Raw genomic sequence first — 24,662 nt, forward strand, 5'->3', positions numbered from 1 at the left:
GCCGGACTTCTTTTCGAAAGGGGCCCCAGCCACGACGCTGGGGCCCCTTTTCGCTTTTCCAGGAGGAATGCAGTGGCTGACAGCTCGGACCGCGATCGTCGACGTGACGGATCGCCGACTGGAGGCCGGCCCTCTGGAGGACGACGCGACGGCTCGAGCCCGCGTCAGCGTGACGACCGCGACGGTCGCCCCAACCGCGGCGACGACCGCGGGCCGCGCCGCGATGGTGAGCGCCGCTGGTCGCCCGAGAGCGGCGGCCCTCGTCGCGACGGGCAGCGCGGATACGACGACCGGCGCCCGTCGGACCGTCCGCAGCGCGATGGCGAGCGTCGCCCGTTCCAGCGCGACGACCGCGGTCCGCGCCGCGATGACGATCGCCGTGCGTCGGACCGCCCGCAGCGCGATGGTGAGCGTCGTCCGTTCCAGCGTGACGACCGTGGCCCGCGGCGGGAGGACGATCGTCGTTCGTTCGATCGCCCGCAGCGTGATGGTGAGCGTCGTCCGTTCCAGCGTGACGACCGTGGTCCGCGCCGTGATGACGATCGTCGTCCCCAGCGTGACGGAGAGCGTCGCCCGTTCCAGCGTGACGACCGTGCGCCGCGCCGTGACGATGACCGTCGTTCGTTCGATCGTCCCCAGCGTGATGGCGATCGTCGTTCGTTCGATCGCCCGCAGCGTGATGGTGAGCGTCGTCCGTTCCAGCGCGACGACCGCGGCCCGCGTCGGGACGACGAGCGTCGTCCCCAGCGTGATGGCGAGCGTCGCCCGTTCCAGCGTGACGACCGTGGCCCGCGCCGTGACGATGACCGTCGGTCGTTCGATCGCCCGCAGCGTGATGGTGAGCGTCGTCCGTTCCAGCGTGACGACCGTGGTCCGCGCCGTGATGACGATCGTCGTTCGTTCGACCGCCCGCAGCGTGATGGTGAGCGTCGCCCGTTCCAGCGTGACGACCGTGGCCCGCGCCGTGACGACGATCGTCGTTCGTTCGACCGCCCGCAGCGTGATGGTGAGCGTCGTCCGTTCCAGCGTGACGACCGTGGCCCGCGCCGTGACGACGACCGTCGCCCCCAGCGCGATGGGGAGCGTCGTCCGTTCCAGCGCGACGAGCGCGCGCCTCGCCGGGATGACGACCGTCGTTCGTCCGACCGTCCCCAGCGTGACGGTGAGCGTCGTCCGTTCCAGCGCGACGACCGCAGCCCTCGCCGGGATGACGACCGTCGTTCGTCCGAGCGTCCCCACCGCGAGGCGGCGCGCCCCGGCCGCGAGGAGCACGGGCTGCGTGGCACGGGCACGGGCGAGAGCTTCCGGCAGGTGCGCGACGAGTTCGACGCGCCGCTGATCCCCGCCGACGTCGAGGCATCCGACCTCGCAGGCGAGGCCCGCATGCAGCTGAAGACGCTCGACAAGGAGAACGCCGACGTCGTCGCGCGCCACCTCGCGATGGTCGAGCGTCTGCTCGACGACGACCCGGAGTCGGCGCACCAGCACGCGCTCGCCGCGTCGCGTCGCGCCGGCCGCATCGGCGTCGTGCGCGAGACGCTCGCGATCACCGCGTACCACCTCGGCGACTTCGGGCTCGCGCTGCGCGAGCTGCGCACCTTCCGACGCATCACGGGCAGCGACGAGCAGCTGCCGCTGATGGTCGACTGCGAGCGTGGCCTCGGTCGCCCCGAGAAGGCGCTCGAGCTGTCTCGCAGCGTCGACGCCTCGACGCTGCCGACGCCCGTGCGCGTCGAGCTCGCCATCGCCCGCTCGGGTGCGCGCCTCGATCTCGGTCAGACGCAGGCGGCGCTCGATGAGCTGCGCATCCCCGAGCTGCAGCGCGACGTCGCCCACTCGTACAGCCCCGCGCTGTTCGCCGCGTACGCGACGGTGCTCGAGGATCTCGGGAACGAGTCCGAGGCGGCGGAGTGGATCGCGCTCGCCGACCGGGCGATCGACGCCCTCGAGGCCGCGGCCGACCCGGGTGAGACCGAGACGGTGCGCGTCATCGAGGAGCGCATCGAGGTCGACGACGAGGACGAGCGCGGCTACGGCGACCAGGATGCGGTTGCTGACGCGGATGTTGACGCTGACGCTGACGCGGACGCTGACGCTGACGCGGACGCTGACGCGGACGCTGATGCTGACGCGGATGTTGACGCTGATGCTGACGCGGATGTTGACGCTGATGCTGACGCGGATGTTGACGCTGACGCTGACGCGGATGTTGACGCTGACGCTGACGCGGATGTTGACGCTGACGCTGACGCGGATGTTGACGCTGATGCTGACGCGGTGGACGACGCCGAGCCGGCGCTCGCGCAGGCTGCGGACATGGCGTCGGAGCCGGACGTCGAGTCGACGCCCGACGCGTCGTCGTCGCGCGACGGCGACTCGGACGGCCACTCGGACGCCGGCACGGACTCCGAGCCGGAGGGTGGCGCTGCCGAGGCCGCGCCGGCGGACGACGAGCCGATCGACACGTCCGCTGCCGCGATCGAGGCGGAGGTCGACGAGCTGCTCGCCGGCGCCTTCGTCGGGACGACGCACGGCGACGTCGTCGACGAGCCCGACGCGCTCTTCGACGTCGATCCCGAGGATGCGGGGGAGTCGGCGGCGGAGGCCGCGGACGCCGAGGCCGCGCAGGCGAGCGACGTCGAGCCGGACGCGCCCGCGCACGAGGCCGACGCGTCGGTCGTCGACGGCGCGGACGCCGACGAGGCAGTGGGCACGGACGCCGCCGACGCCGCGGAGGCCCCCGAGGCCGACCGCACGGGCGACGCCGACGCGACCGACGGCGGCACGCGCGCATGACGCTGCTCGACGGCGTCGACGCCGTGCTGCTCGACCTCGACGGCGTCGTGTACGCGGGGCCGGAGGCCGTGCCGCACGCGATCGAGGCGATCCGTGCGATCCGGCAGCCGGTGCTGTACCTGACGAACAACGCGTCGCGCACCGACGCCCAGGTCGCGCACCACATCTCCCAGCTCGGCATCCCCACGGCGCCCGAGCAGGTCGTCACGAGCCCGCAGGCGGCGATGCCGCTCATCGCGGCGCACGCGCAGCCGGGCGATCCCATCCTCGTGGTGGGGGGCGACGGCATCACGGTCGAGCTCGAGGCGCGCGGCTATCGTGTGGTGCGCACGGCGGCGGAGCAGCCGGTCGCCGTGATCCAGGGGTTCGCGCCCCATGTCGGCTGGAAGGATCTCGCCGAGGCGACGTTCGCGCTGCACCGGGGCATCCCGTGGGTCGCGACGAACATGGACTGGACGATCCCGCAGGCGGGGGGCATAGCCCCCGGCAACGGCACCCTCGTGTCGGCGGTGCACACGGCCGTCGGGCGCATGCCCGAGGTGGCTGGCAAGCCCGAGACGCCGATCTTCGAGGCCGCGGTGCAGCGCATCGGCGCTCGCTCGCCCATCATGGTCGGCGACCGGCTCGACACGGACATCCGTGGCGCGAACCGCGCAGGCATCCCGAGCGTGCTCGTGCTCACGGGGATCGACCAGGCTGCGTCGGTGCTGACGGCGACGGCCGAGGACCGGCCGACCCGCATCGTCGCCGACCTGCGCGAGCTCTTCGTCGACTACCCCGAGACGCGCGAGACGTTCGAGCGCTCGACGGGTGCGACGTACGTCGAGGTCGGCCGTGCCGCCGTGCGCAGGCTCGGTGCCGACGTCGCGCTCGTGCGCGCCGGCGAGGGTGCCGACACGCTGCGCGCGGCCGCGCACGCCGTCTTCACCGCCGACCGCGGCGCCTCGGCGCTGCGCATCGATCCGCAGCTCGCGCGCTGACGCACCCGGGGTCGCCCGAGCGTCCCGCCGCGTCCCACCGCGCGCGGTCGTCGGCGAGGCACGGCTCGCCGGGCTCCACGTCGCAGGCCGCCCACCGGGGCTGCGCGTGACCGAGCGGCGGCTGCACGCGGGCGACCTGGCCGCGGCGGCGTGATCCGACCATCGGTCGGCGCGGCCGAGCCTGTCGCCCGCGCCGTCCGCGGCGCTCGCGAGACGCGTGCCGCGCCCGAGCGCTCGGGCCGCGTTCGCCCGCGGCGAAGGCCGTGCGATGCGGGCGCCCGCAGTGCCATGCTCGCATCATGCGCGTCCTGATCCTCGGCGGCACCGCGTGGCTCGGCCACGCGATCGCAGCCGCCCACGTCGCAGCGGGCCATGACGTGACGTGCCTCGCACGCGGCGCCGGGGTGCCGCAGGGAGCCTCGCTCCTGCAGGCCGATCGCGACGCCGGCGTCGCGGCGCTCGACGGGGCGACGGGGGAGTGGGACGAGATCGTCGACGTCACGCGCATCCCGGCGCACGCGGAGGCCGCCGCCGCCGCGCTCGCAGACCGCGCACGGCACTGGACGCTCGTGTCGACGATCTCCGTCTACGCCGCGCACGACGAGCCGGGCGCCGACGAGTCGGCCGAGCTGCTCGAGCCGCTCGACGACCCTGCCGACTACGGCAGGGCGAAGGTCGCGATCGAGCAGACGATGCAGCGCGCGCTGAACGCGCGCCTCCTCGTCCTGCGTCCCGGTCTCATCGTCGGCCCAGGCGACCCGAGCGACCGCTACGGCTCGTGGGCGGCACGCGCGGCGCTCGCAGGGGACGGGCCGCTGCTCGTCCCCGCCTCCGACGTCGCAGCCCAGGTGATCGACGTGCGCGACCTCGCCGATGCGGTGCTCGCCCTCGGCACGCGCGGCGTCGTGGGCGTGCGCGACGCCGTCGGCGACGCGACGACCCTGCACGCGCTCGTCGACGAGATCCGCAGCGCCGCAGGGCACGCGGGACCCGTCGTGCACGCGAGCGACGCCGAGCTGGCGCGCGTCGACGTGCAGCCGTGGGCCGGGCCGCGCTCGCTCGCGCTCTGGCTGCCCGCCGGCCACGCGGGGCTCGGTGCGCGCGCCAACGCCGCTCTTCGCGCAGACGGCGTGGCGCTGCGGCCCACCGCCGAGACCGCCCGTGACGTCGTCGACGACGAGCGCGCCCGCGGTGTCGGACGCGAGCGTGCGAGCGGCATCGGCCGCGACGACGAGCTCGCGGCGATCGCCGCGCTGACCGGCTGACGCATCCACCCGACCCATCCACGCATCAGACCACCACGAGAGGGAACCACCACCATGACCGACACCGCCACGCGCGCCTCCGACCTGCTGCGCCTCCACCGCGACCCCGCACTGCTGAAGGTCGTCAACGTGTGGGATCCGATCTCGACCGCCGCGGTCGCGGGCGCCCAGGGCACCGTGGCGCTCGCGACCGCCAGCCACTCGATCGCCGCGACGCTCGGCTACGAGGACGGCGAGAACATCCCCCTCGACGAGATGCTCGACATGGTGCGCCGCATCGTCGCCGTGACCGACCTGCCCGTCTCCGCCGACCTCGAGGGCGGCTACGGCGACGCGCCCGAGACCATCCGCCGTGCGATCGAGCTCGGCGTCGTGGGCGCCAACGTCGAGGACCAGCTGAAGCCCCTCGACGAGGCGGCGGCGCAGGTCGAGGCCATCATGCGCGTCGCACGCGACGCGGGCGTGCCCGACTTCGTGCTGAACGCCCGCACCGACGCCTTCGTGCTCGGCGGCGACCGCGACCGCGACGTCGTCGTCGCCGACGCCGTCGAGCGCGGCCGCGCCTACCTCGACGCCGGCGCGCCCGTCGTCTTCGTGCCCGGGCCGCTCACCCGCGACGAGGTGGTCACGCTCGTCGACGCGTTCGGCACGCAGCGCCTCACCACGATCGCGGTGCCCGGCACGCCGTCGTTCGACGAGCTGCAGGAGCTCGGCGTCGCGCGCGTCTCGTTCGGCCCGATCTCGCAGCGCGTCGCGCTGACGGCGCTGCAGGAGCTCACCGAGACGGCGCTCGCGCACGGCGAGCTGCCCGGCTTCCGCCCGCTCAACTGACGCAGCGGACGCGGTGGCGCCTCCCCGCGGGGCGCCACCGCGTCGGTACCCTGGCACCGTGACCGATGACACCAGCGCAGGCCTCCTCGACGAGATCGAGCTCATCGAGGAGCAGCCGCTCGAGCGCCGCGCCGAGGCCTTCGCGGCGCTGCACGATCGGCTCGAGGCCGCGCTCGCCGGATCGTGACCGACCGCGACGCATCGCAGCGGCTCGACCAGGCGGTCGTCGCGCGCGGCCTCGCCCGCAGCCGCACGCATGCGCAGCGGCTCGTCGCAGCCGGGGCCGTCACGGTCGACGGGCGCGCCGTGACCAAGCCGTCGGAGCCCGTGGGGCCGGATGCCCGCATCCACGTCGCCGACGACGGCTGGGTGAGCAGGGCGGCGGGCAAGCTGCTCGCGGCGCTCGACGCGTTCGACGTCGACCCCTCGGGCCGCGACGCGCTCGACGTCGGCGCCTCGACGGGCGGCTTCACGCAGGTGCTGCTCGCACGAGGCGCTCGCCACGTCACGGCGCTCGACGTCGGCCACGACCAGTTCCAGGTGCCGCTCGACGCACGCATCACCCTGCTGGAGGGCGTGAACGTGCGCGACCTGCGACCGCCGCTCGAGCCGCAGCCCTCGCTCGTCGTCGCCGACGTCTCGTTCATCTCGCTCACGCTCGTGCTGCCTCCCGTGCACGCCGTCGCGACCGCCGACGCCGACTGGCTCGTGCTCGTGAAGCCGCAGTTCGAGGTCGGGCGTGGCCGGGTGCGCGGCGGCATCGTCGACGATCCGGACGCGCGGGCCGACGCCATCCGCCAGGTGCTCGGCACGGCATGGGCGCTCGGCCTCGGCACGCAGGGCATCGCGGCGAGCCCCGTCGTGGGCACGCACGGCAACCGCGAGTACCTCGCGCACCTGCGGGCGGGCGCGGCGCATCCCGAACGACTCGGAGAACTGCCGGACATCCTCGCGCGCAGCGCGGGCGACGACGCACGGGCGCCCGGTCCGACAGAATGAGAGGGCATGCTGCATCGGATGCGGATGGAGGGCGAATGAGCGAGCGCCGCTTCCTCGTGGTGTTCCACCCGGGTCGCGTCGAGACGCTGCGCACCGCATCGAGCGTGTGCCGCCGCCTCGTCGACGCGGGCGTGACGCCCGTGCTCATCGCCGAGGAGCGCGACGCGCTCGTGGCGCACGCTCCCGAGGCCGCCGTCGTCGACACATACGAGCCCGAGGGTCAGCAGGACATCGAGCTCGTCGTGACGTTCGGCGGCGACGGCACGATCCTGCGCGCGGCCGAGCTGCAGCGCGACACGGGCGCGCCGCTGCTCGGCATCAACATGGGCCACGTCGGCTTCCTCGCCGAGGCCGAGGTGGCCGACGTGCAGGCCGTCGTCGAGCATGCGGTCGCCGGTCGCTACGAGGTGGAGTCGCGGCTGACGCTCGACGTGCGCGTCGTCATCGACGGCGCCGAGGTGGCACGGACGTGGGCCGTCAACGAGGCCGCGATCGAGAAGCACGGCGCCGGCCGCATGATCGAGGCGCTGCTCGAGGTCGACGGGCGGCCGATCTCGTCGTTCGGCACGGACGCCGTCCTGCTCGCGACGCCCACGGGATCCACGGCGTACTCGTTCTCCGCGGGCGGGCCCATCGTGTGGCCGACGGCCCAGGTCATGCTCATGGTGCCGCTCGGGGCGCACGCGCTCTTCACGCGTCCGCTCGTCGTCGCGCCGGAGTCGATCATGTGCGTGACGGTGTCGCCGCACTCGACGAGCGACGCCGTGCTGTGGTGCGACTCGCGCCGCTCGGTCGACCTGCCGCAGGGCGCGCGGGTCGAGGTGCGGCGCTCGGAGACGCCGCTGCGGCTCGCGCGCCTGAACCCCGCACCGTTCGCCGACCGGCTCGTCGCGAAGTTCGACCTGCCCGTGCAGGGCTGGCGCGATGCCGCCAGGAGCGGCTCGTGACGCGGACCCGCCTCGACGAGCTCGCGATCCGCAGCCTCGGGGTCATCGACGACGCCGTGCTCGAGCTCGCCCCCGGCTTCACCGCCATCACGGGCGAGACGGGCGCGGGCAAGACCATGGTCGTGCAGGCGCTCGCGCTGCTGCGCGGCGCGCGCGCCGACGCCGGCCTCATCCGTGCGGGCGACGACCGCGCCGCCGTGCAGGGCGTGTGGATGCTCGACGACGCGACCGACCGCGCGACGATCGACGATGCGGGCGGCGTCGTCGAGGAGGGCGAGCTGCTCGTGGCGCGCTCGGTGTCGCGCGAGGGCAGGAGCCGGGCGCAGATCGGCGGGGCGAACGTGCCCGCCGCGTCGCTGCAGACGCTCGCCGACGCGCTCGTCGCCGTGCACGGGCAGTCCGACCAGCAGCGGCTGCGCGGCGCGCAGGCGCAGCTCGCGGCGCTCGACCGCGCGGCGGGCGGCGAGCTGGGGGCGCTGCTCGTCGAGTACCGCGGCCACCTGCGCGCCTGGCGCGAGGCCGAACGAGAGCTCGCGACGATCGTCGACGAACGCGACGCGCGCCGTCGCGAGGCCGACGAGCTGCGCACCGAGCTGGAGGCGCTCGAGGCCATCGACCCGCAGCCGGGGGAGGACGCCGAGCTCGACGCCCTCGCGCACCGGCTGGAGCACGTGGAGTCGCTGCGTGCGCTCGTCGCCGAGGCCCACGCGGCCCTCTCCGGCGAGGACGGCATCGACGCGACGACGCTCGTAGGCTCGGCCCGCAGGCTCGTCGAGCGCGGGGAGCGCGACGACGCGGCCCTCGCGCAGGCGCTCGCGCTGCTCACCGATGCCGAGGCCGCCGTGCAGGAGGCCGCCACCGAGCTGGCGCGATACGCCGACACGCTCGAGCAGCCCGAGCGACCCATCGACGAGATCCAGGATCGCCGTGCGGCGCTCGCACCCGTCGTGCGCCGGCACGGCTCGATCGAGGCGGCGCTCGAGCACGGCCGCCTCGGCGCGCTGCGCCTCGTCGAGCTCGACGCCGACGACGAGCGCACCGTCGAGCTCGAGGAGCGCATCGCGGCGGAGCGCGACGCAGCGGATGCGCTCGCGACGCGGCTCACCGCGCTGCGCACCGCGGCAGCGGAGGACCTCGAGCAGCGGGTGCAGGGCGAGCTGCGGGCGCTCGCGATGCCCGACGCGCGGCTGCGCATCGCCGTGACGGCCGGCGACGAGCACCACGAGCACGGCCGCGACGACGTCGCGATCCTGCTCGCACCGCATCCGGGTGCCGAGCCGCGGCCCGTCGCGAAGGCCGCGTCGGGCGGCGAGCTGTCGCGCGTCATGCTCGCGCTCGAGGTCGCGCTCGCAGCAGACGACGTGCCGACCTTCGTCTTCGACGAGGTCGACGCGGGCGTGGGTGGCGCATCCGCCATCGAGATCGGCAGGCGCCTCGCGGCGCTCGCGCAGCACGCGCAGGTGATCGTCGTGACGCATCTGGCGCAGGTCGCGGCGTTCGCCGACCGGCACATCACGGTCGTGAAGGCCACCGACGGCTCGGTGACGGCCTCGAGCGTGCAGACGGTCGCCGACGACGCCCGCGTCTCGGAGCTCGCGCGCATGCTCGCGGGCACGGCATCCGACACGGCCCTCGCGCACGCCGCCGAGCTGCTGGCCGACGCGCGCGCCACGCCGCGCACGCGCGCCTGACCGCCGCACCGCCTCCGTCGGATAGGGTGGGAGTCCGTGGCGAGCGATTCCCGGGTGACCAAGCAGATCTTCGTGACGGGCGGCGTCGTCTCGTCCCTGGGCAAGGGCCTCACGGCCGCTTCGCTCGGCAATCTCCTCACGGCTCGCGGGCTCCGCGTCGTGATGCAGAAGCTCGATCCGTACCTGAACGTCGATCCCGGGACGATGAACCCGTTCCAGCACGGCGAGGTCTTCGTGACCGACGACGGGGCCGAGACCGACCTCGACATCGGGCACTACGAGCGCTTCCTCGACATCGAGCTGTCGCAGGCCGCCAACGTCACGACCGGCCAGATCTACTCGCGCGTCATCGAGCGGGAGCGCCGCGGCGAGTACCTGGGCGACACGGTGCAGGTCATCCCCCACATCTCCGACGAGATCAAGCGCCGCATGCGCCTGCAGTCGCACGACGTGCCGCAGCCCGACGTCATCATCACCGAGATCGGCGGCACGGTCGGTGACATCGAGTCCCAGCCGTTCATCGAGGCAGCGCGGCAGGTGCGCCACGAGCTCGGCCGCAAGAACGTGTTCTTCGTGCACGTGTCGCTCGTGCCGTTCCTCGGCGCATCCGGCGAGCAGAAGACCAAGCCGACGCAGCACTCCGTCGCGACCCTGCGCTCCATCGGCATCCAGCCCGACGCGCTCGTGCTGCGCTCCGACCGCCCCGTGAGCGCGTCGAACCGCACGAAGATCGCCCTCATGTGCGACGTCGACGAGCGCGCCGTCGTCAACGCGGTCGACGTGCCCTCGATCTACGACATCCCGACGATGCTCACCGAGCAGGGCCTCGACGACTACATCATCGAGCAGCTGGGCCTCGAGGCGGGCGACGTCGACTGGAGCCGCTGGCAGCCGGTGCTCGATGCCGTGCACCACCCGCGCCACGAGGTCACCATCGGTCTCGTCGGCAAGTACATCGACCTGCCCGACGCGTACCTGTCGGTGACGGAGGCGCTCAAGGCGGGCGGCTTCGCCAACCAGACGGCCGTGACGATCCGCTGGGTGGCCTCCGACCAGTGCGAGACGCCCGAGGGCGCCGCGCAGCAGCTCTCCGACGTCGACGGCATCTGCGTGCCCGGCGGCTTCGGCGTGCGCGGCATCGAGGGCAAGCTCGGCGCCCTGCGGTTCGCTCGCGAGAACGACATCCCGACCCTGGGTCTCTGCCTCGGCCTGCAGTGCATGGTCATCGAGTACGCGCGCAACGTCGCAGGCATCGAGGGCGCGTCGTCGAGCGAGTTCGACGAGGACACCCCGCACCCCGTCATCGCGACGATGGCGGAGCAGGAGGCCCACGTGCACGGCGGCAACCTCGGCGGCACCATGCGCCTCGGGCTGTACGAGGCGGCCCTCGCGCCCGGCTCGCTCGCCGAGCGCGTCTACGACGCACCCGTCTCGCACGAGCGGCACCGCCACCGCTACGAAGTGAACAACCACTACCGCGAGCAGCTGGCGGAGGCGGGCCTCGCCTTCTCGGGGACGTCGCCGGACGGCCATCTCGTCGAGTACGTCGAGGTGCCCGGCCACCCGTACTACATCGCGACGCAGGCGCACCCCGAGCTGCGCAGCCGCCCGAACCAGGCGCATCCCCTCTTCCGCGGCCTGGTCGAGGCGTCGCTCGAGCGCCAGCGCGCGTCGAAGCTCTTCGACGTCGACTCCGAGTCGGGCGCCGAGGCGGCGAGCGCATGATCGAGGACGCGCTCGGCAGCCTCCCCGTCGCCCACCGCGAGACGGTCTTCTCCGGGCGCGTGTGGGACGTCGAGCGCCACACCGTCGACCTGCCCTCGGGCTCGACGATCGTGCGCGACCTGCTCGACCATCCCGGCGCCGTCGCCGTGCTCGCCGTCAACGAGCGCGACGAGGTGCTGCTCGTGCACCAGTACCGCCACCCCGTCGGCGCCACGATGTGGGAGCTGCCGGCAGGGCTGCTCGACGTCGAGGGCGAGGACCCGCTGGTGGGCGCGCAGCGCGAGCTCGCCGAGGAGACCGACACCGTCGCCGCGACGTGGGGCGTGCTGTGCGACATCTCGACCTCGGGCGGGGGCTCGAGCGAGGTGCTGCGCATCTACCTCGCGACCGACGTGTCGGATGCGTCCGAGACGTTCGCGCGCACGGACGAGGAGGCCGAGATGCAGGTGCGCTGGGTGCCGCTCGCCGAGGTCGTCGACGCCGCGCTCTCGATGCGGCTGCACAACGCGACGATGCTGACCGCCGTGCTCGCCTACGAGGCGATGCGCGCCCGCGGCGGCGCGCCCGCGCCCGCCGACGTGCCGTTCGACTGGCACCGGCCCGCGCGACCCGAGCGCTGAGGATCGGCGCGATGCGGCCAGCGGACGCCGTCGCCCGCTACCTGCGCCAGCTCACGATCGAGCGCGGGCTCTCGCGCCACACGCTCGCCGCCTACCGGCGCGACCTCGACGGCTACCTCGGGGTGCTCGCGGCGCGCGGGCGCGACGAGGTCGCGGCGATCGACGCATCCGACGTGCAGGCGTTCCACGCATCCCTCGCCGACCGCGGCCTTGCGGCGTCGAGCGTGGCGCGGCAGCTGTCGGCCGTGCGCGGGCTCCACCGCTTCCTGCTCGACGAGCGGCTCGTCGAGCAGGACGTCGCGCACGACCACCGGCCGCCCAGGCAGGCGATGCCGCTGCCGAAGGCCGTGACGATCGCGCAGATGGCGCGCATCCTCGAGCACGCGGGCGGCGACGATCCGCTGGGGCTGCGGGACCGCGCGCTGCTCGAGCTGCTGTACGCGACCGGCGCGCGCGTCTCGGAGGTGTGCGACCTCGACGTCGACGACGCGCACGACGAGCTGCTGCGGCTGACGGGCAAGGGCGGCAAGCAGCGGCTCGTGCCCGTGGGGTCGTACGCGCGCGTCGCGCTCGACGCGTACCTCGTGCGCGCGCGGCCCCTGCTCGCCACCGCCGGGCGCGGCACCCCGGCGCTGCTGCTGGGTGCTCGGGGAGGGCGGCTGTCGCGGCAGGCGGCGTGGGCGACGATCCAGCGCGTCGCGGCGGAGGCCGAGGTCGAGCGCGTGTCGCCGCACACCTTCCGCCACTCCTTCGCGACGCACCTGCTCGAGGGCGGCGCAGACGTGCGCGTCGTGCAGGAGCTGCTCGGGCATGCGAGCGTCGCGACGACGCAGATCTACACGCGCGTGACCGCCGACACCCTGCGCGACATGTACACGACGGCGCATCCGCGGGCCCGCCGGTAGCGAGCCGCGGCCCTCACGAGGACGCGACGCCGCGGCGACGCAGCACGGCGTCGATCGCGAGCCCGACCGCGAGCCCGACGGCGATGCCGATGCCGGCGGCGAGGACGGGGGAGTCGCCGAGCAGCCACGCGGCGCCGAGGCCGATGAGGACCGTCATCGTCGCCCACAGCGTCGCGGCGGTCGCGATGAGCGGCACGAACGCCCGTGCATCCATCCGCACGGCACCCGCGGTCGCGTTGACGGCGACGCGCAGCCCGGGCACGAAGCGCGCGGCGACGACGACGGAGGCGCCGCGGAGGCGCAGGAGCGTCGATGCCTGCCGCGCGAGCGTGCGCACGCGTCGGATGCGCAGCAGGCGACGCCGCGCGAGCGCACGGCCGAGCAGGTAGGCGAGCGCGTCGCCTGCGGTCGCGGCGAGCGCGATCGTCGCGCCGATGGCGACGGGATGCGGCCCGCCGCCCGTGGCACCGAGCACGACGAGCGCGATCACGACGGACTCGGTGGGCAGCGGCGGCACGATGCTGTCGACGACGCAGAGGCACGCGAGCACGAGCAGCGCCCACGGCGAGGCAGCGAGCGCCACGACGGCGTCGACGACCGAGTCCATGCGCCTCCTCGCTCGGGACGGTACGCGGCGCGCATGACCTGCGGATGGCCGGCGCGTGACAGGCTGTCGGCGGTCGCCGATAGCGTGACGACCGTGTTCCTGCGCGACGGCCTCCTGCTGCACAGCGCGAGCGACCTGCGGGCCGCGAGCGACTGCGAGTTCGCGATGCTGCGCGCGCTCGACGCGAGGCTCGACCGGGTGCCCCGGGTCGAGGAGCCCGACGATCCGATGCTCGCTCGCGCCGGGCGGCTGGGCGACGCGCACGAGGAGCGCATCCTGCAGGCGTACCGCGATCGCGCCGCGCGCGAGCCCGGCCTCCGCGTCGTCGAGATCGCGAGGCCCGACCCGATGACGCTCGCGGGCCTGCGCGCCGCGCGCGACGCGTCGCTCGCCGCGATGCGCGAGGGGGCCGACGTCGTCTTCCAGGCCACGTTCCTCGACGAGGCGACGGGCTTCATGGGCTTCGCCGACTTCCTCGTGCACGAGCAGGCTGCCGACGGCTCGTGGGCGTACGCGGTGTACGACGCGAAGCTCGCGCGCAGCGCGAAGACGACGGCGCTGCTGCAGCTCGCGGCGTACGCGCTCGAGCTGCGGCGCGAGGGGGTGCCCGTGCACGACGACGTGCACCTCATGCTCGGCACGGGCGAGACGACGACCCATCGGCTCGTCGACGTGCTGCCGGTCTTCTCGGCGCGCGTCGCCCGCATGCGCAGGCAGCTCGCCGAGCGGCTGGCCGCCTCCGGGCCCATCCCGTGGGACGCGCCGGACGTGCGGCAGTGCGGCCGGTGCGCGACGTGCGCGCTCGAGGTCGAGCGCACGCGCGACGTGCTGCTCGTCGCCGGTCTGCGCTCGACGCAGCGCGAACGGCTGCGCGCGGCGGGCATCGCGACGATCGACGCGCTCGCCCGCTCCGAGGGGAGGGTGGCAGGCATCGGCGATGCGCCCCTCGCGTCGCTGCGGCTGCAGGCCCGCATGCAGCTCGCGGCACCCGCGTCGGGCGTCGCGTACACCGTCTTCGACCGCCTTCCGCTCGCGCGGCTGCCCGAGCCGAGCCCCGGCGACGTCTTCTTCGACTTCGAGGGCGATCCGCTGTGGTGGGGTGGTGGCGCGCACTGGGGCATCGACTACCTGTTCGGCGCGACGACGTACGACACGGGCGAGGAGGTCTTCACGGCCTTCTGGGCCCACGACCTCGCGCAGGAGCGCACGGCGCTCGAGGACTTCCTCGACTGGCTCGCCGCCCGCCGCCGACGCTGGCCCGATCTGCACGTCTACCACTACGCGCCCTACGAGCGCACGCACCTGCACGCGATCGCGGCGCGGCACGGCGTCCGCGAGGAGGAGGTCGACGACATCCTGCGCGCCGACCTGCTCGTCGACCTCTATCCGATCGTGCGCGGCGCCGTGCGCATCTCGGAGTCGTCGTACTCGTTGAAGCGTCTCGAGCCGTTGTTCATGGGCGACCGCCTGCGCGACGGCGCCGTGAAGGACGGCGGGGCATCCATCGTCGCCTACGAGGAGGTCGGCAGGCTGCGCGGCGACGGCGACGATGCCGCCGCGAACGCGCTGCTCGCCGAGATCGGCGACTACAACCGGTACGACTGCGCCGCGACCAAGGGGCTGCGCGACTGGCTCGCGACGCGTGCCGACGAGCAGGGCGTGCCGCGGTGGCGCCGCGTCGAGGTCGAGGCGCCCGCTTCCGAGCGCCTCGACGCCCGCGAGGACGCCGTCGACGCGCGGCTGCGCGCGCGCATCGAGGGCGTGCCCGCCGACGAGCGCGACGACGAGGCGCGCGCCATCGCCCTCGCGGCGGCCGCGGTCGAGTACCACCGCCGCGAGGACGTCGCGTACTGGGTGCAGCACTTCGATCGTCTGCTCGCGCACGTCGACGAGTGGCGCGACCAGCGCGACGTGCTCGCGCCGACCGACGTCGCGGTCGAGGTCGTCGAGGGCTGGGCGATGCCCGCGCGCGGCCACCTGCGCCGACGGCTGCGCATGGTCGGCCCGATGCTCGCAGGCAGCCGTCTGTCGGCAGGCGACGCGCCGTTCGCCATCTACGCCTCGCCCGCGCCCTTCGGCGAGGACGCCGCGCCCGCCGCGCATCGCGCGCACTCGGGCGTCTCGGTCGTCGAGGCCCGCGAGGACGCCGGCACCTGGACGGTCGAGCTCGACGAGCGCGACCCGACGGGCACGGGGTGGTCGGCGCTGCCCGTCGCGCTCGCACCGCCGCGGCCGATCCCGACGACGAGGCAGCGAGCCGCCATCCTCGAGTGGGGTGAGCGCGTGGCGCGCTCGCCCGAGCGCGTGGTCGACCCCGTGCTCGACGTGCTGCGGCGCGTGCCGCCCCGCATCGCAGGAGGCGTGCCGACCGAGGGCACGCCGGCCGAGCGCATCGTCGACGCGCTCGTGGCGATGGATCGCTCGTACCTCGCGGTGCAGGGCCCGCCGGGCTCGGGCAAGACGCACGTAGGCGCCACCGTGCTGCGCGCCCTCGTCGAGCGCGGATGGCGCATCGGCGTCGTGGCGCAGTCGCACGACGTCGTCGAGCACCTGCTGCAGAAGGCCATCGACCTGGGCGTACCCGCCGACCGGATCGGCAAGCGGCCGAAGACGGGTGCGACGACCGTGCCCGGCGTCGCGCTGCAGACGCGCGAGATCGCCGGGTTCCTCGCGGGGGAGGGCGGCCGCATCCTCGGCGGCACCGCGTGGACGTTCGCGAACGCCGAGCAGGTGCCGAGGCACGCGCTCGACCTGCTCGTCGTCGACGAGGCGGGCCAGTACTCGCTGGCCGACACGATCGCCTGCTCGGTCTCCGCGGACCGGCTGCTGCTGCTGGGCGACCCGCAGCAGCTGCCGCAGGTGAGCCAGGGGCACCACCCCGAGCCCATCGACGCATCGGCGCTCGGGTGGCTCTCCCACGGCCACGACGTGCTGCCCGCCGGGCTCGGCGTCTTCCTCTCCGAGTCGTGGCGCATGCATCCGAGCCTGTGCGCGTCGGTCTCGGCGCTGTCGTACGAGGGTCGGCTGCGGTCGGCGTCCGCGGCCACGCGCCGCATGCTCGAGGGCGCCGCGCCCGGCGTGCACGTCGTCGACGTCGCGCACGAGGGCAACGCCGTCACGTCGGCGGAGGAGGCCGAGGCCGTCGTCGCGATCGTGCGCGAGCAGCTCGGGCGCACGTGGCTCGACCCCTCGGTCGCCGACGAGCCGCGCGCGCTGGGCGCCGCCGACGTCATCGTCGTCGCGCCGTACAACGCGCAGGTCGACCTGCTGCGCCGCACGCTCGACGCCGCAGGCCTGCACGAGACGCGCGTCGGCACGGTCGACCGCTTCCAGGGCCAGGAGGCCGTCGTGGCGGTCGTCTCGCTCACGGCGTCGAGCGCCGACGACGCCCCGCGGGGCATCGAGTTCGTGCTGCAGCGCAACCGCATCAACGTGGCGATCTCGCGGGCGCAGTGGGCGGCGTACGTCGTGCACTCGCCGCGCATCGCCGACGCGCTTCCGTACAGGGCCGACGGGCTCGCGCAGCTGTCGGGCTTCCTGCGGCTCACGGGCCGCGGCTGAGCGCAGGCCGTCGCGTGCCCGCGCGCACCCGGCCGTGCGCTGCCGCGGTCAGCGGATGCGAGGTCAGCCGATGCGCGGTCAGCGGATGCGCGGTCAGCCGATGCGCGGTCGCCGGATGCGCACGGGGCCACGTGCCGTGCGCACGTCGACGACGGCGCCGCGTTGCGTGACCTCGACCTCGCCCGCGTCGGCGAGGCGCGCGGCGACGGCGCGCGTCGCATCCATGAGGTCGCGCCACGAGTCGGGCTCGCCCACGGCGCGTGCGACGTCGCTCGGGCAGATGGTGCGGTCGGGCGCGCGCTCGTCGACGAGGCGCAGCATCGTGCGCTCGAGCTCGGCGTCTCGGGTCACGATGCGAGCCTCCCGCATCCGTGGACGTCGTGCGAGGGCTTGCGAGGCGGCGTCGCCGCTCGGGAGGCGCCGCTCCCGCATCCGTCAGCCTCCCGCGATGCCCGCAAACCCTCGACCAGTGGTTGAGATACACGCCCGTCGGGGCTGCGGGGCGCACGTCGGACGCGCGCCTAGACTCGAACGCATGAGCGGTAGGACGAAGCAGGCGGCGGCGCTGCCGGGCCTCGACGCACCCGCCATGGGCCCCACGGGTCGGCCGCTGCGCGCATTCGACGTGCCGCAGCCGCTCACGAGCCACGGCCCGGCGCGCATCATCGCGATGTGCAACCAGAAGGGCGGCGTCGGCAAGACGACGACGACCATCAACCTCGGCGCGGCGCTCGCCGAGTACGGCCGCAAGGTGCTCGCGGTCGACTTCGACCCGCAGGGCGCGCTGTCGGCGGGCCTCGGCATCGACAACCACGACGCGACGACCATCTACGACCTGCTGCTGTCGTCGAAGCGCGACACGCGCGAGGCCATCCAGCGCTCGAGCGTCGACGGCCTCGACGTCATCCCGGCGAACATCGACCTGTCGGCCGCCGAGGTGCACCTCGTGAGCGAGGTGGCGCGGGAGCAGATCCTCGCACGCGTGCTGCGACAGGTCTCCGACGACTACGACCTCATCCTCGTCGACTGCCAGCCGTCGCTCGGCCTGCTGACGGTCAACGCCCTCACGGCGGCGCACGGCGTGCTCGTGCCGCTCGAGTGCGAGTACTTCGCGCTGCGCGGCGTCGCGCTGCTGAAGGAGACCATCGACAAGGTGCAGGACCGGCTGAACCCGGCGCTGCGCCTCGACGGCATCCTCGCGACCATGTACGACTCGCGCACCCTGCACTCGCGCGAGGTGCTCGAGCGCGTCGTGCAGGCCTTCGGCCCCTCCGTGCTCGAGACGGTGGTGCGGCGCACGGTGAAGTTCCCGGATGCGTCGGTCGCCGGCCGCCCCATCACGCAGTACGCGCCGGAGCACGCCGCCTCGGAGGCGTACCGCCAGGTCGCGCGCGAGCTCATCGCGCGCGGCGCCGTCGCCTGAGCCCGCGCGTGAGCGAGCCCGCCGCGCCGGTCGCCGACGACGCGGTCGCCGACGACGCGGTCGCCGACGACGCGGTCGCCGACGACGCGTCGGGCTTCCGCATCCAACAGGCGCACTTCGACGGCCCGTTCGACCTGCTGCTGACGCTCATCGGCAACCGCAGGCTCGACGTCACCGAGATCGCGCTCGGCGAGGTGACGAACGCCTTCATCGCGTACCTGTCGACGCTCGAGGGCGAGGGGATGCTCGACGAGGCGAGCGAGTTCATCGTCGTGGCCGCGACGCTGCTCGACCTGAAGGTCGCGAGCCTGCTGCCCGCCGGCGAGGTCGTCGACGCCGAGGACGTGGCGCTGCTGGAGGCGCGCGACCTGCTCTTCGCGCGCCTGCTGCAGTACCGCGCGTTCAAGGGCGCCGCGGCCTGGTTCGACGAGCGTCTGACGGCGGAGTCGACGCGGCACGCCCGCTCGGTGCGCCTCGAGGAGCGCTTCCGCGAGCGCGCGCCCGAGCTGCGGTGGACGCTGTCCGCCGACGACTTCGCTGCGCTCGCGCTGCTCGCCATGACGCCGCGCGAGGTGCCCACCGTCGGTCTCGACCACCTGCATGCGCCGCTCGTCTCGATCCGCGAGCAGGCGGCGCACGTCGTCTCCGTGCTGCGCGGCGCGGGCACGCGCACGTTCCGCGAGCTCGTCGCGGGCGCCGAGAGCCGCGGCGTCGTCGTCGCGCGGTTCCTCGCCGTGCTCGAGCTGTACCGTCGAGGGGCGCTCGGATTCGAGCAGGTCGAGCCGCTCGGCGAGCTCTCGATCACGTGGACGGGCCACGACTTCCGCGACGACCAGCTGAGCACCCTGGGAGCCGACTATGACCACTGACGCAGCCGAGGCATCCGTCGACGCGACGCCCGACCGCGCGCACCTGCCGTTGCAGCGCCGCCTCGAGGCGATCCTGCTCGTCGCCGACGAGCCGCAGGGCGTCGTGCACCTCGCGAGCGCGCTCGGCGCACCCGTCGCCAGGGTGCGGGATGCGGTGGCGGCGCTGCGCGCCGACTACGACGGCGAGGGCGACGGCCCCGAGCGCGGGTTCGAGCTGCGGGAGGTCGGCGGCGGGTGGCGCATGTACGTGCGCGCGGCGTACGACGCCGACGTCGAGGGGTTCGTGCTGACGCAGACGCCCACGCGCCTGTCGCAGGCGGCGCTCGAGACGCTCGCGGTCATCGCCTACAAGCAGCCCATCACGCGCGGCGCCATCGCAGCCATCCGTGCCGTGAACGTCGACTCCGTCGTGCGCACGCTGCTCGGCCGCGGCCTCGTGACGGAGGCCTTCACCGACTCCGAGACGGGCGCGATCCACTACGAGACCACCGACCTGCTGCTGCAGCAGCTGGGCCTCGGCTCCATCGAGGAGCTGCCGCCCATCTCGCCGCTGCTGCCCGACTCCGACGAGGACGACGCGTGACCGACCACGACCAGCCGACCGAGGGCGAGCGACTGCAGAAGGTGCTCGCGGCCGCGGGCGTCGCGAGCCGCCGCGTCGTCGAGGACATGATCGTCGATGGCCGCATCGAGGTCGACGGCCGCGTCGTCACCGAGCTCGGCACCCGCATCACGCCCGACGCGCGCGTGACGGTCGACGGCACGCCGGTGCAGCTCGACGTCTCGAAGCGCTACGTCATGCTCAACAAGCCCACGGGCGTCGTGTCGTCGATGGCCGACGACCGCGGACGCCCCGACCTCACGCAGTACGTCGCGGACCTCGACGAGCGGGTGTACAACGTCGGCAGGCTCGACTTCGACACGTCGGGACTGCTGCTGCTCACGAACGACGGCGAGCTCGCGAACGTGCTCGCGCATCCGTCGTTCGGCGTCGAGAAGACGTACGTCGCGAAGGTCGCCGGCCGCGTCGACTCTCGCATCGTGCGCACGCTGCGCAACGGCTTCGAGCTCGACGACGGCTTCATCGCGGCGGACCGCGCCCGCGTGCTCGGGACGCCGGGCAGGCAGGCGTCGATGCTCGAGATCACGCTGCACTCGGGGCGCAACCGCATCGTGCGCCGCATGCTCGACCACGTGGGCCACCCCGTCATCGAGCTCGTGCGACGCCGCTTCGGCCCGCTGACGCTCGGCACGCTCGCCTCCGGGGCCACGAGGGAGCTCACGAAGGAGGAGCGCGGGGCGATCCTGCGGCTCGCACGGTGAGGCGGGCGCGGAGCGCGTCGAGCCGGATGCGCCGCGTCGCCTACCATTGACCGGTGACCCATCGACTCCGCGGACCCGTGCGCATCGTCGGCACCGGCCTCCTCGGATCGTCGATCGGGATGGGACTCACGCGCCTCGGGGTCGACGTGAGCCTCGCCGACGTGAGCCCGACGGCCGTGCGCCTCGCCGCCGACTACGGCGCGGGACGCCCTGCGGCCGCGGGAGACGCGCCGGCGCTCGTCGTCGTCGCCGTGCCGCCCGACGTCACCGCCGACGTCGTCGCGCGCGAGCTCGACGCGCACCGCGACGCGATCGTCGTCGACGTCGCGAGCGTCAAGGCTCCGATCCTCGCCGACCTGCGCGCCGCGGGCGCCGACGTCGCACGCTACCTCGGCACGCATCCCATGGCCGGGCGCGAGCGATCGGGCGCGCTCGCGGGCCGTGCAGACCTCTTCGTCGGCCGCCCGTGGGTCATCGCCGACCACGACGCGATCTCCTACGCGCGCGGCAGCGTCGTCGACGACCTCATCCTCGACCTCGGCGCCATCCCCATCGAGATGGACCCCGACGAGCACGACCGCTCGGTCGCGACCGTGAGCCACGTGCCGCAGCTCGTCTCGACGCTCATGGCCGCGCGCCTGCAGCACGCCGCCGACGAGGCGCTGCGTCTCGCGGGCCAGGGCGTGCGCGACGTGACGCGCGTCGCGGCGAGCGACCCGGGGCTGTGGGTGCAGATCCTCTCGGCGAACGCGCCCGCGGTCGCCGAGCAGCTGCGCGCGCTGCGTGGCGACCTCGATCGGCTCGTCGACGCGCTCGACGACGTCGACCGCGAGGGTGCGCGACGCACGCTCGCCGACGTGCTCGCCGACGGTCGCGCCGGCGTCGAGCGCCTGCCCGGCAAGCACGGGCAGCGGTCGCGCTTCACGCGCATCGCCGTGCGCGTCGACGACCGCCCCGGCCACCTCGCCAGGCTCATGACCGACATCGGAGACGCGAACGTGAACATGGAGGACGTGCGGCTCGAGCACGCCGAGGGCGCGCAGTTCGGCGTCGCCGAGATCCTCATCGCCCCCGAGACCGAGCAGCGCCTGCTCGAGGCGCTCGACGCGCGCGGCTGGGCGGTGGTCTCGTGACCACGGTGGCCATCGACGGGCCCGCGGGCTCGGGCAAGTCGTCCGTCGCGCGCGTCGCCGCGCAGCAGCTGGGGTTCCACCTGCTCGACACGGGCGCCGCCTACCGCTCGCTCGCGTGGCTCGTGCTCGAGCGCGGCCTCGACCCCGAGGTCGAGGCCGACGTCCTGGGCGTGCTCGACGCGTTCGACTACGCCGTCGACGTCTCGGGCGAGGCGCAGCGCTTCTCGGTGGGCGGCGTCGACGTCACCGACGCCATCCGCACCGAGCGCATCTCGGGCGCCGTCTCCGGCGTCGCACGCGTGCCGGCGGTGCGCGAGGCCGTCAACGTGCGCTTCCGCGCACTCATCGCTCACGCCCGACCCGGCATCGTCGTCGAGGGCCGAGACATCACCACCGTCGTCGCCCCCGACGCCGACGTGCGCATCCTGCTCACCGCCGACGAGGCGGTGCGCATCCGCCGCCGCATCGGCGACGTGGGCGACGCCGAGGGCGTCGCCGAGCGCCTGAGCGCGCGCGACCGATCCGACAACCAGGTGGTCGACTTCATGACGCCGGCGCCCGGCGTCACGCTCGTCGACTCCACCCATCTCGACTTCGACGAGACCGTCGCCGCGGTCGTCGAGCTCGTCCGAGCGCAGGAGCGTGCATGACCACCGATCAGCCCCAGAACGACGGCCTCGACGACGTCGAGGTCGTGCAGGCCTACCCGACCGACCTCGACGAGCACGCCGCGCTCGAGGAGGCGCGCGTCGCCTCGCTGCGCGCAGGCCTCGCCGACTACGACCTCGACGAGGAGGACGCCGCACTGCTCGGCGCCGAGATCGGCGAGGACGACGTCATCACCCTGCCGGCGCTGCCGGTGCTCGCGATCGTCGGCCGCCCGAACGTGGGCAAGTCGGCGCTCGTGAACCGCATCCTCGGCCGCCGCGAGGCCGTCGTCGAGGACACGCCCGGCGTCACGCGCGACCGCGTCACCTACCGCGCCGAGTGGGAGGGTCGTGCGTTCACGGTCGTCGACACGGGCGGCTGGGAGCCGGACGCGCGCGGCATCGACCGCTCGGTGGCGCAGCAGGCCGAGATCGCCGTCGACCTCGCCGACGCCGTCCTCTTCGTCGTCGACGTCACCGTCGGCGCGACGTCGACCGACGAGCACGTCGTGCGGATGCTGCGCTCGTCGGCGAAGCCCGTGCTGCTCGTCGCCAACAAGGCCGACGACACCCGCCGCGACCTCGAGGCGTCGAGCCTGTGGAGCCTCGGCCTCGGCGAGCCGTACCCGGTGTCGGCGCTGCACAGCCGTGGCGTCGCCGACCTGCTCGACGCCGCGATGAAGGTGCTGCCCGACGAGTCGGCGGTGGCGAAGGTCGAGATCGGCGGCCCGCGCCGCGTCGCGCTGCTCGGCCGCCCGAACGTGGGCAAGTCGTCGCTGCTCAACAAGGCCGCGGGGGAGGAGCGCGTCGTCGTCAACGAGATGGCGGGCACGACCCGCGACCCCGTCGACGAGCAGATCGAGCTCGCCGGGCGCGTGTGGCGCTTCGTGGACACCGCGGGCATCCGCCGTCGCGTGCACCTGCAGCAGGGCGCCGACTTCTACGCGACGCTGCGCACGCAGGCGGCGCTCGAGAAGGCCGAGGTCGCGGTCGTGCTGCTCGACGTCACGCAGGTGCTGTCCGAGCAGGACGTGCGCATCGTCGACCTCGTGCTCGAGTCGGGACGTGCGCTCGTGCTCGCCTTCAACAAGTGGGACCAGCTGGAGGACGAGCGCCGCAAGTACCTCGAGCGCGAGATCGAGCAGGATCTGCACCACGTCGCGTGGGCGCCGCGCGTCAACATCTCGGCGCGCACGGGCCGCCACCTCGAGAAGCTCGTGCCCGCGCTCGAGACCGCGCTCGACTCCTGGGACACCCGCATCCCCACGGGCAAGCTCAACGCGTTCCTCGCCGAGCTCGCCGCAGCCAACCCGCACCCGGTGCGCAGCGGCAAGCAGCCGCGCATCCTCTTCGCGACGCAGGCGGGCACGCGTCCGCCGACCTTCGTGCTGTTCACGACGGGCTTCCTCGACCCGCAGTACCGCCGCTTCATCACGCGGCGACTGCGCGAGGAGTTCGGCTTCGAGGGCAGCCCGATCCAGGTGAACGTGCGGGTGCGCGAGCGGCGCGAGCGCCGCTAGTCACCAGTCGACGTCGTCGACGCTCGCGATGACCCGCGGCGTCGACGGCGTCGCCGTGCGGCTGCGCGAACGCGTGCCGAGCGGGATGCCGGACAGGTCGAGCCCCGTGCGCGTCGCGAGGTCGTCGAGCGCGACCTCGTAGGTCTCGAAGCCGTCGAGGTATGCCGGCTGCACGTCGGACACGTCCTGCGCCAGCAGGAACGCTCGCGCGCGCACCGCGTCGCCCAGGCGGTAGACGACCACCTTCCAGTGCTCGCGCGGCAGCCGCACGAGGCCGCGGTACTCGGGGTCGCCCGGATCGAGGACGGGGCCCGCGAAGACGACGACGCGGCGCTCGTGCAGCCCGTCGAGGTCGAGCACCGCGTGCTCGAGCTCGCCCCACGCGCCACCGCGCCCAGCCTGGTTGAAGTCGGCGTGCTGCGGCGTGACGTTCGTGAAGCAGAACGAGTCGCGGTTGGCGGCCCTCGCCTGCGCGAGGCTGCCCCACAGCAGGTCGGCGCGCCTGGCGAGATGACCGCGGTCGAGGTCGTTGCGGGCGTAGACCGCGTCGGTGGTCTGCTCGTCGAGCGGCAGCCGCTCGTCTGCGAAGAAGCCCCGCTCGCGGGGGATGTCGGGGAAGAGGCGCAGGCCGTCGATCGACCACGCCACCGACCACGCGAGCCTGCGGGCGCGATGCATCGTGACCGAGAAGTGCTGGTAGTCGAGCACCGGTGCGTCGGGGTCGTCGACCGGCACGGGCGCCGGCACGGCGATGCCGAGGAATCGGGGGTCGTAGCCGGTGGGGGCCTTCGGGTTCGCCATGGTGGGCGATGCTACGGGC

The 24,662-nt window shown here is 74.0% G+C and carries 23 protein-coding genes; 19 read left to right on the forward strand and 4 right to left on the reverse strand.

The genetic code is table 11. The features are described from left to right. Nucleotides 1-1,434, reverse strand: a 1,434-nt coding sequence (locus tag ACFQPP_RS04220) for a hypothetical protein (RefSeq protein ID WP_376915302.1), incomplete at its 3' end; no start/stop codon positions are given. On the opposite strand from ACFQPP_RS04220, the gene ACFQPP_RS04225 reads away from it, so the two are divergent. The 11 genes from ACFQPP_RS04225 (at nucleotide 1,384) to xerD (ending at nucleotide 12,759) form a co-directional block, all read left to right on the forward strand. Next, a complete protein-coding gene (locus ACFQPP_RS04225; protein ID WP_376915303.1) occupies nucleotides 1,384-2,796 on the forward strand; it encodes a hypothetical protein in 1,413 nt (470 codons plus the stop codon). The two genes, ACFQPP_RS04220 and ACFQPP_RS04225, sit on opposite strands and share 51 nt — an antisense overlap. Continuing rightward, on the forward strand, nucleotides 2,793-3,776 hold the full coding sequence (locus ACFQPP_RS04230; protein WP_376915304.1) for an HAD-IIA family hydrolase: 984 nt from the start codon (nucleotides 2,793-2,795) through the stop codon (nucleotides 3,774-3,776). Before ACFQPP_RS04225 ends, ACFQPP_RS04230 begins: the two co-directional genes overlap by 4 nt. Nucleotides 3,777-4,075: 299 nt before the next feature. Then, nucleotides 4,076-5,041, forward strand: coding sequence for an NAD-dependent epimerase/dehydratase family protein (locus ACFQPP_RS04235; protein WP_376915305.1), 966 nt, complete (start codon nucleotides 4,076-4,078; stop codon nucleotides 5,039-5,041). A 54-nt stretch (nucleotides 5,042-5,095) separates the two neighbouring features. After that, the gene (locus ACFQPP_RS04240) at nucleotides 5,096-5,872 is read left to right on the forward strand and encodes an isocitrate lyase/phosphoenolpyruvate mutase family protein (protein ID WP_376915306.1); all 777 of its coding nucleotides are present in this window, start codon (nucleotides 5,096-5,098) and stop codon (nucleotides 5,870-5,872) included. 58 nt (nucleotides 5,873-5,930) lie between these two features. Then, a complete protein-coding gene (locus ACFQPP_RS04245; RefSeq protein ID WP_376915307.1) occupies nucleotides 5,931-6,059 on the forward strand; it encodes a hypothetical protein in 129 nt (42 codons plus the stop codon). Then, on the forward strand, nucleotides 6,056-6,871 hold the full coding sequence (locus ACFQPP_RS04250) for a TlyA family RNA methyltransferase (protein ID WP_376915308.1): 816 nt from the start codon (nucleotides 6,056-6,058) through the stop codon (nucleotides 6,869-6,871). The genes ACFQPP_RS04245 and ACFQPP_RS04250 overlap by 4 nt, the downstream gene beginning before the upstream one ends. A gap of 35 nt (nucleotides 6,872-6,906) precedes the next feature. Then, the gene (locus ACFQPP_RS04255) at nucleotides 6,907-7,818 is read left to right on the forward strand and encodes an NAD kinase (protein WP_376915309.1); all 912 of its coding nucleotides are present in this window, start codon (nucleotides 6,907-6,909) and stop codon (nucleotides 7,816-7,818) included. Then, the gene (gene recN / locus ACFQPP_RS04260; protein WP_376915310.1) at nucleotides 7,815-9,509 is read left to right on the forward strand and encodes a DNA repair protein RecN; all 1,695 of its coding nucleotides are present in this window, start codon (nucleotides 7,815-7,817) and stop codon (nucleotides 9,507-9,509) included. The genes ACFQPP_RS04255 and recN overlap by 4 nt, the downstream gene beginning before the upstream one ends. 54 nt (nucleotides 9,510-9,563) lie before the next feature. Beyond that, entirely contained in the window at nucleotides 9,564-11,234 is a 1,671-nt protein-coding gene (locus ACFQPP_RS04265) for a CTP synthase (RefSeq protein WP_376915311.1), read from the forward strand. After that, nucleotides 11,231-11,854, forward strand: coding sequence for an NUDIX domain-containing protein (locus ACFQPP_RS04270; RefSeq protein WP_376915312.1), 624 nt, complete (start codon nucleotides 11,231-11,233; stop codon nucleotides 11,852-11,854). Before ACFQPP_RS04265 ends, ACFQPP_RS04270 begins: the two co-directional genes overlap by 4 nt. Nucleotides 11,855-11,865: 11 nt before the next feature. Then, the gene (gene xerD, locus ACFQPP_RS04275) at nucleotides 11,866-12,759 is read left to right on the forward strand and encodes a site-specific tyrosine recombinase XerD (protein WP_376915313.1); all 894 of its coding nucleotides are present in this window, start codon (nucleotides 11,866-11,868) and stop codon (nucleotides 12,757-12,759) included. A gap of 13 nt (nucleotides 12,760-12,772) precedes the next feature. Here xerD and ACFQPP_RS04280 read toward each other — a convergent pair whose 3' ends face one another. Beyond that, nucleotides 12,773-13,366 (reverse strand): DedA family protein, encoded by a 594-nt coding sequence (locus tag ACFQPP_RS04280; protein ID WP_376915314.1) that lies wholly within the window; start codon nucleotides 13,364-13,366, stop codon nucleotides 12,773-12,775. A gap of 93 nt (nucleotides 13,367-13,459) precedes the next feature. Between ACFQPP_RS04280 and ACFQPP_RS04285 the strand changes: the two genes are divergently transcribed. Further along, on the forward strand, nucleotides 13,460-16,927 hold the full coding sequence (locus tag ACFQPP_RS04285) for a TM0106 family RecB-like putative nuclease (RefSeq protein ID WP_376915315.1): 3,468 nt from the start codon (nucleotides 13,460-13,462) through the stop codon (nucleotides 16,925-16,927). 93 nt (nucleotides 16,928-17,020) lie between these two features. Here ACFQPP_RS04285 and ACFQPP_RS04290 read toward each other — a convergent pair whose 3' ends face one another. Further along, nucleotides 17,021-17,278 carry a DUF3253 domain-containing protein gene (locus ACFQPP_RS04290; RefSeq protein ID WP_376915316.1) on the reverse strand — a complete coding sequence of 86 codons (258 nt, stop codon included), beginning with the start codon at nucleotides 17,276-17,278 and terminating at the stop codon, nucleotides 17,021-17,023. A gap of 184 nt (nucleotides 17,279-17,462) precedes the next feature. Between ACFQPP_RS04290 and ACFQPP_RS04295 the strand changes: the two genes are divergently transcribed. From ACFQPP_RS04295 to der, 7 genes are read left to right on the forward strand one after another with little or no spacing between them, the layout of a single operon-like run. Beyond that, complete coding sequence (locus ACFQPP_RS04295; RefSeq protein ID WP_376915317.1) at nucleotides 17,463-18,350, forward strand: ParA family protein; 888 nt, start codon at nucleotides 17,463-17,465, stop codon at nucleotides 18,348-18,350. An 8-nt stretch (nucleotides 18,351-18,358) separates the two neighbouring features. After that, a complete protein-coding gene (locus ACFQPP_RS04300) occupies nucleotides 18,359-19,219 on the forward strand; it encodes a segregation and condensation protein A (RefSeq protein ID WP_376915318.1) in 861 nt (286 codons plus the stop codon). Next, nucleotides 19,209-19,802, forward strand: coding sequence for an SMC-Scp complex subunit ScpB (gene scpB / locus ACFQPP_RS04305; RefSeq protein ID WP_376915319.1), 594 nt, complete (start codon nucleotides 19,209-19,211; stop codon nucleotides 19,800-19,802). Before ACFQPP_RS04300 ends, scpB begins: the two co-directional genes overlap by 11 nt. Beyond that, nucleotides 19,799-20,542 (forward strand): pseudouridine synthase, encoded by a 744-nt coding sequence (locus ACFQPP_RS04310; RefSeq protein WP_376915320.1) that lies wholly within the window; start codon nucleotides 19,799-19,801, stop codon nucleotides 20,540-20,542. The genes scpB and ACFQPP_RS04310 overlap by 4 nt, the downstream gene beginning before the upstream one ends. 53 nt (nucleotides 20,543-20,595) lie before the next feature. Beyond that, entirely contained in the window at nucleotides 20,596-21,675 is a 1,080-nt protein-coding gene (locus tag ACFQPP_RS04315) for a prephenate dehydrogenase (RefSeq protein ID WP_376915321.1), read from the forward strand. After that, nucleotides 21,672-22,325 (forward strand): (d)CMP kinase, encoded by a 654-nt coding sequence (cmk, locus tag ACFQPP_RS04320; RefSeq protein ID WP_376915322.1) that lies wholly within the window; start codon nucleotides 21,672-21,674, stop codon nucleotides 22,323-22,325. The genes ACFQPP_RS04315 and cmk overlap by 4 nt, the downstream gene beginning before the upstream one ends. Further along, nucleotides 22,322-23,842: a ribosome biogenesis GTPase Der gene (der, locus tag ACFQPP_RS04325; protein WP_376915323.1), complete on the forward strand. Its 1,521-nt coding sequence runs from the start codon at nucleotides 22,322-22,324 to the stop codon at nucleotides 23,840-23,842. Before cmk ends, der begins: the two co-directional genes overlap by 4 nt. Here the strand turns inward: der and ACFQPP_RS04330 are convergent, their stop codons facing one another. Beyond that, entirely contained in the window at nucleotides 23,843-24,643 is an 801-nt protein-coding gene (locus tag ACFQPP_RS04330) for a DNA/RNA non-specific endonuclease (protein ID WP_376915324.1), read from the reverse strand. Nucleotides 24,644-24,662: the final 19 nt, after the last annotated feature.

This window comes from Agrococcus sp. GCM10030265 (assembly GCF_042666675.1).
Classification (GTDB): Bacteria; Actinomycetota; Actinomycetes; order Actinomycetales; family Microbacteriaceae; genus Agrococcus.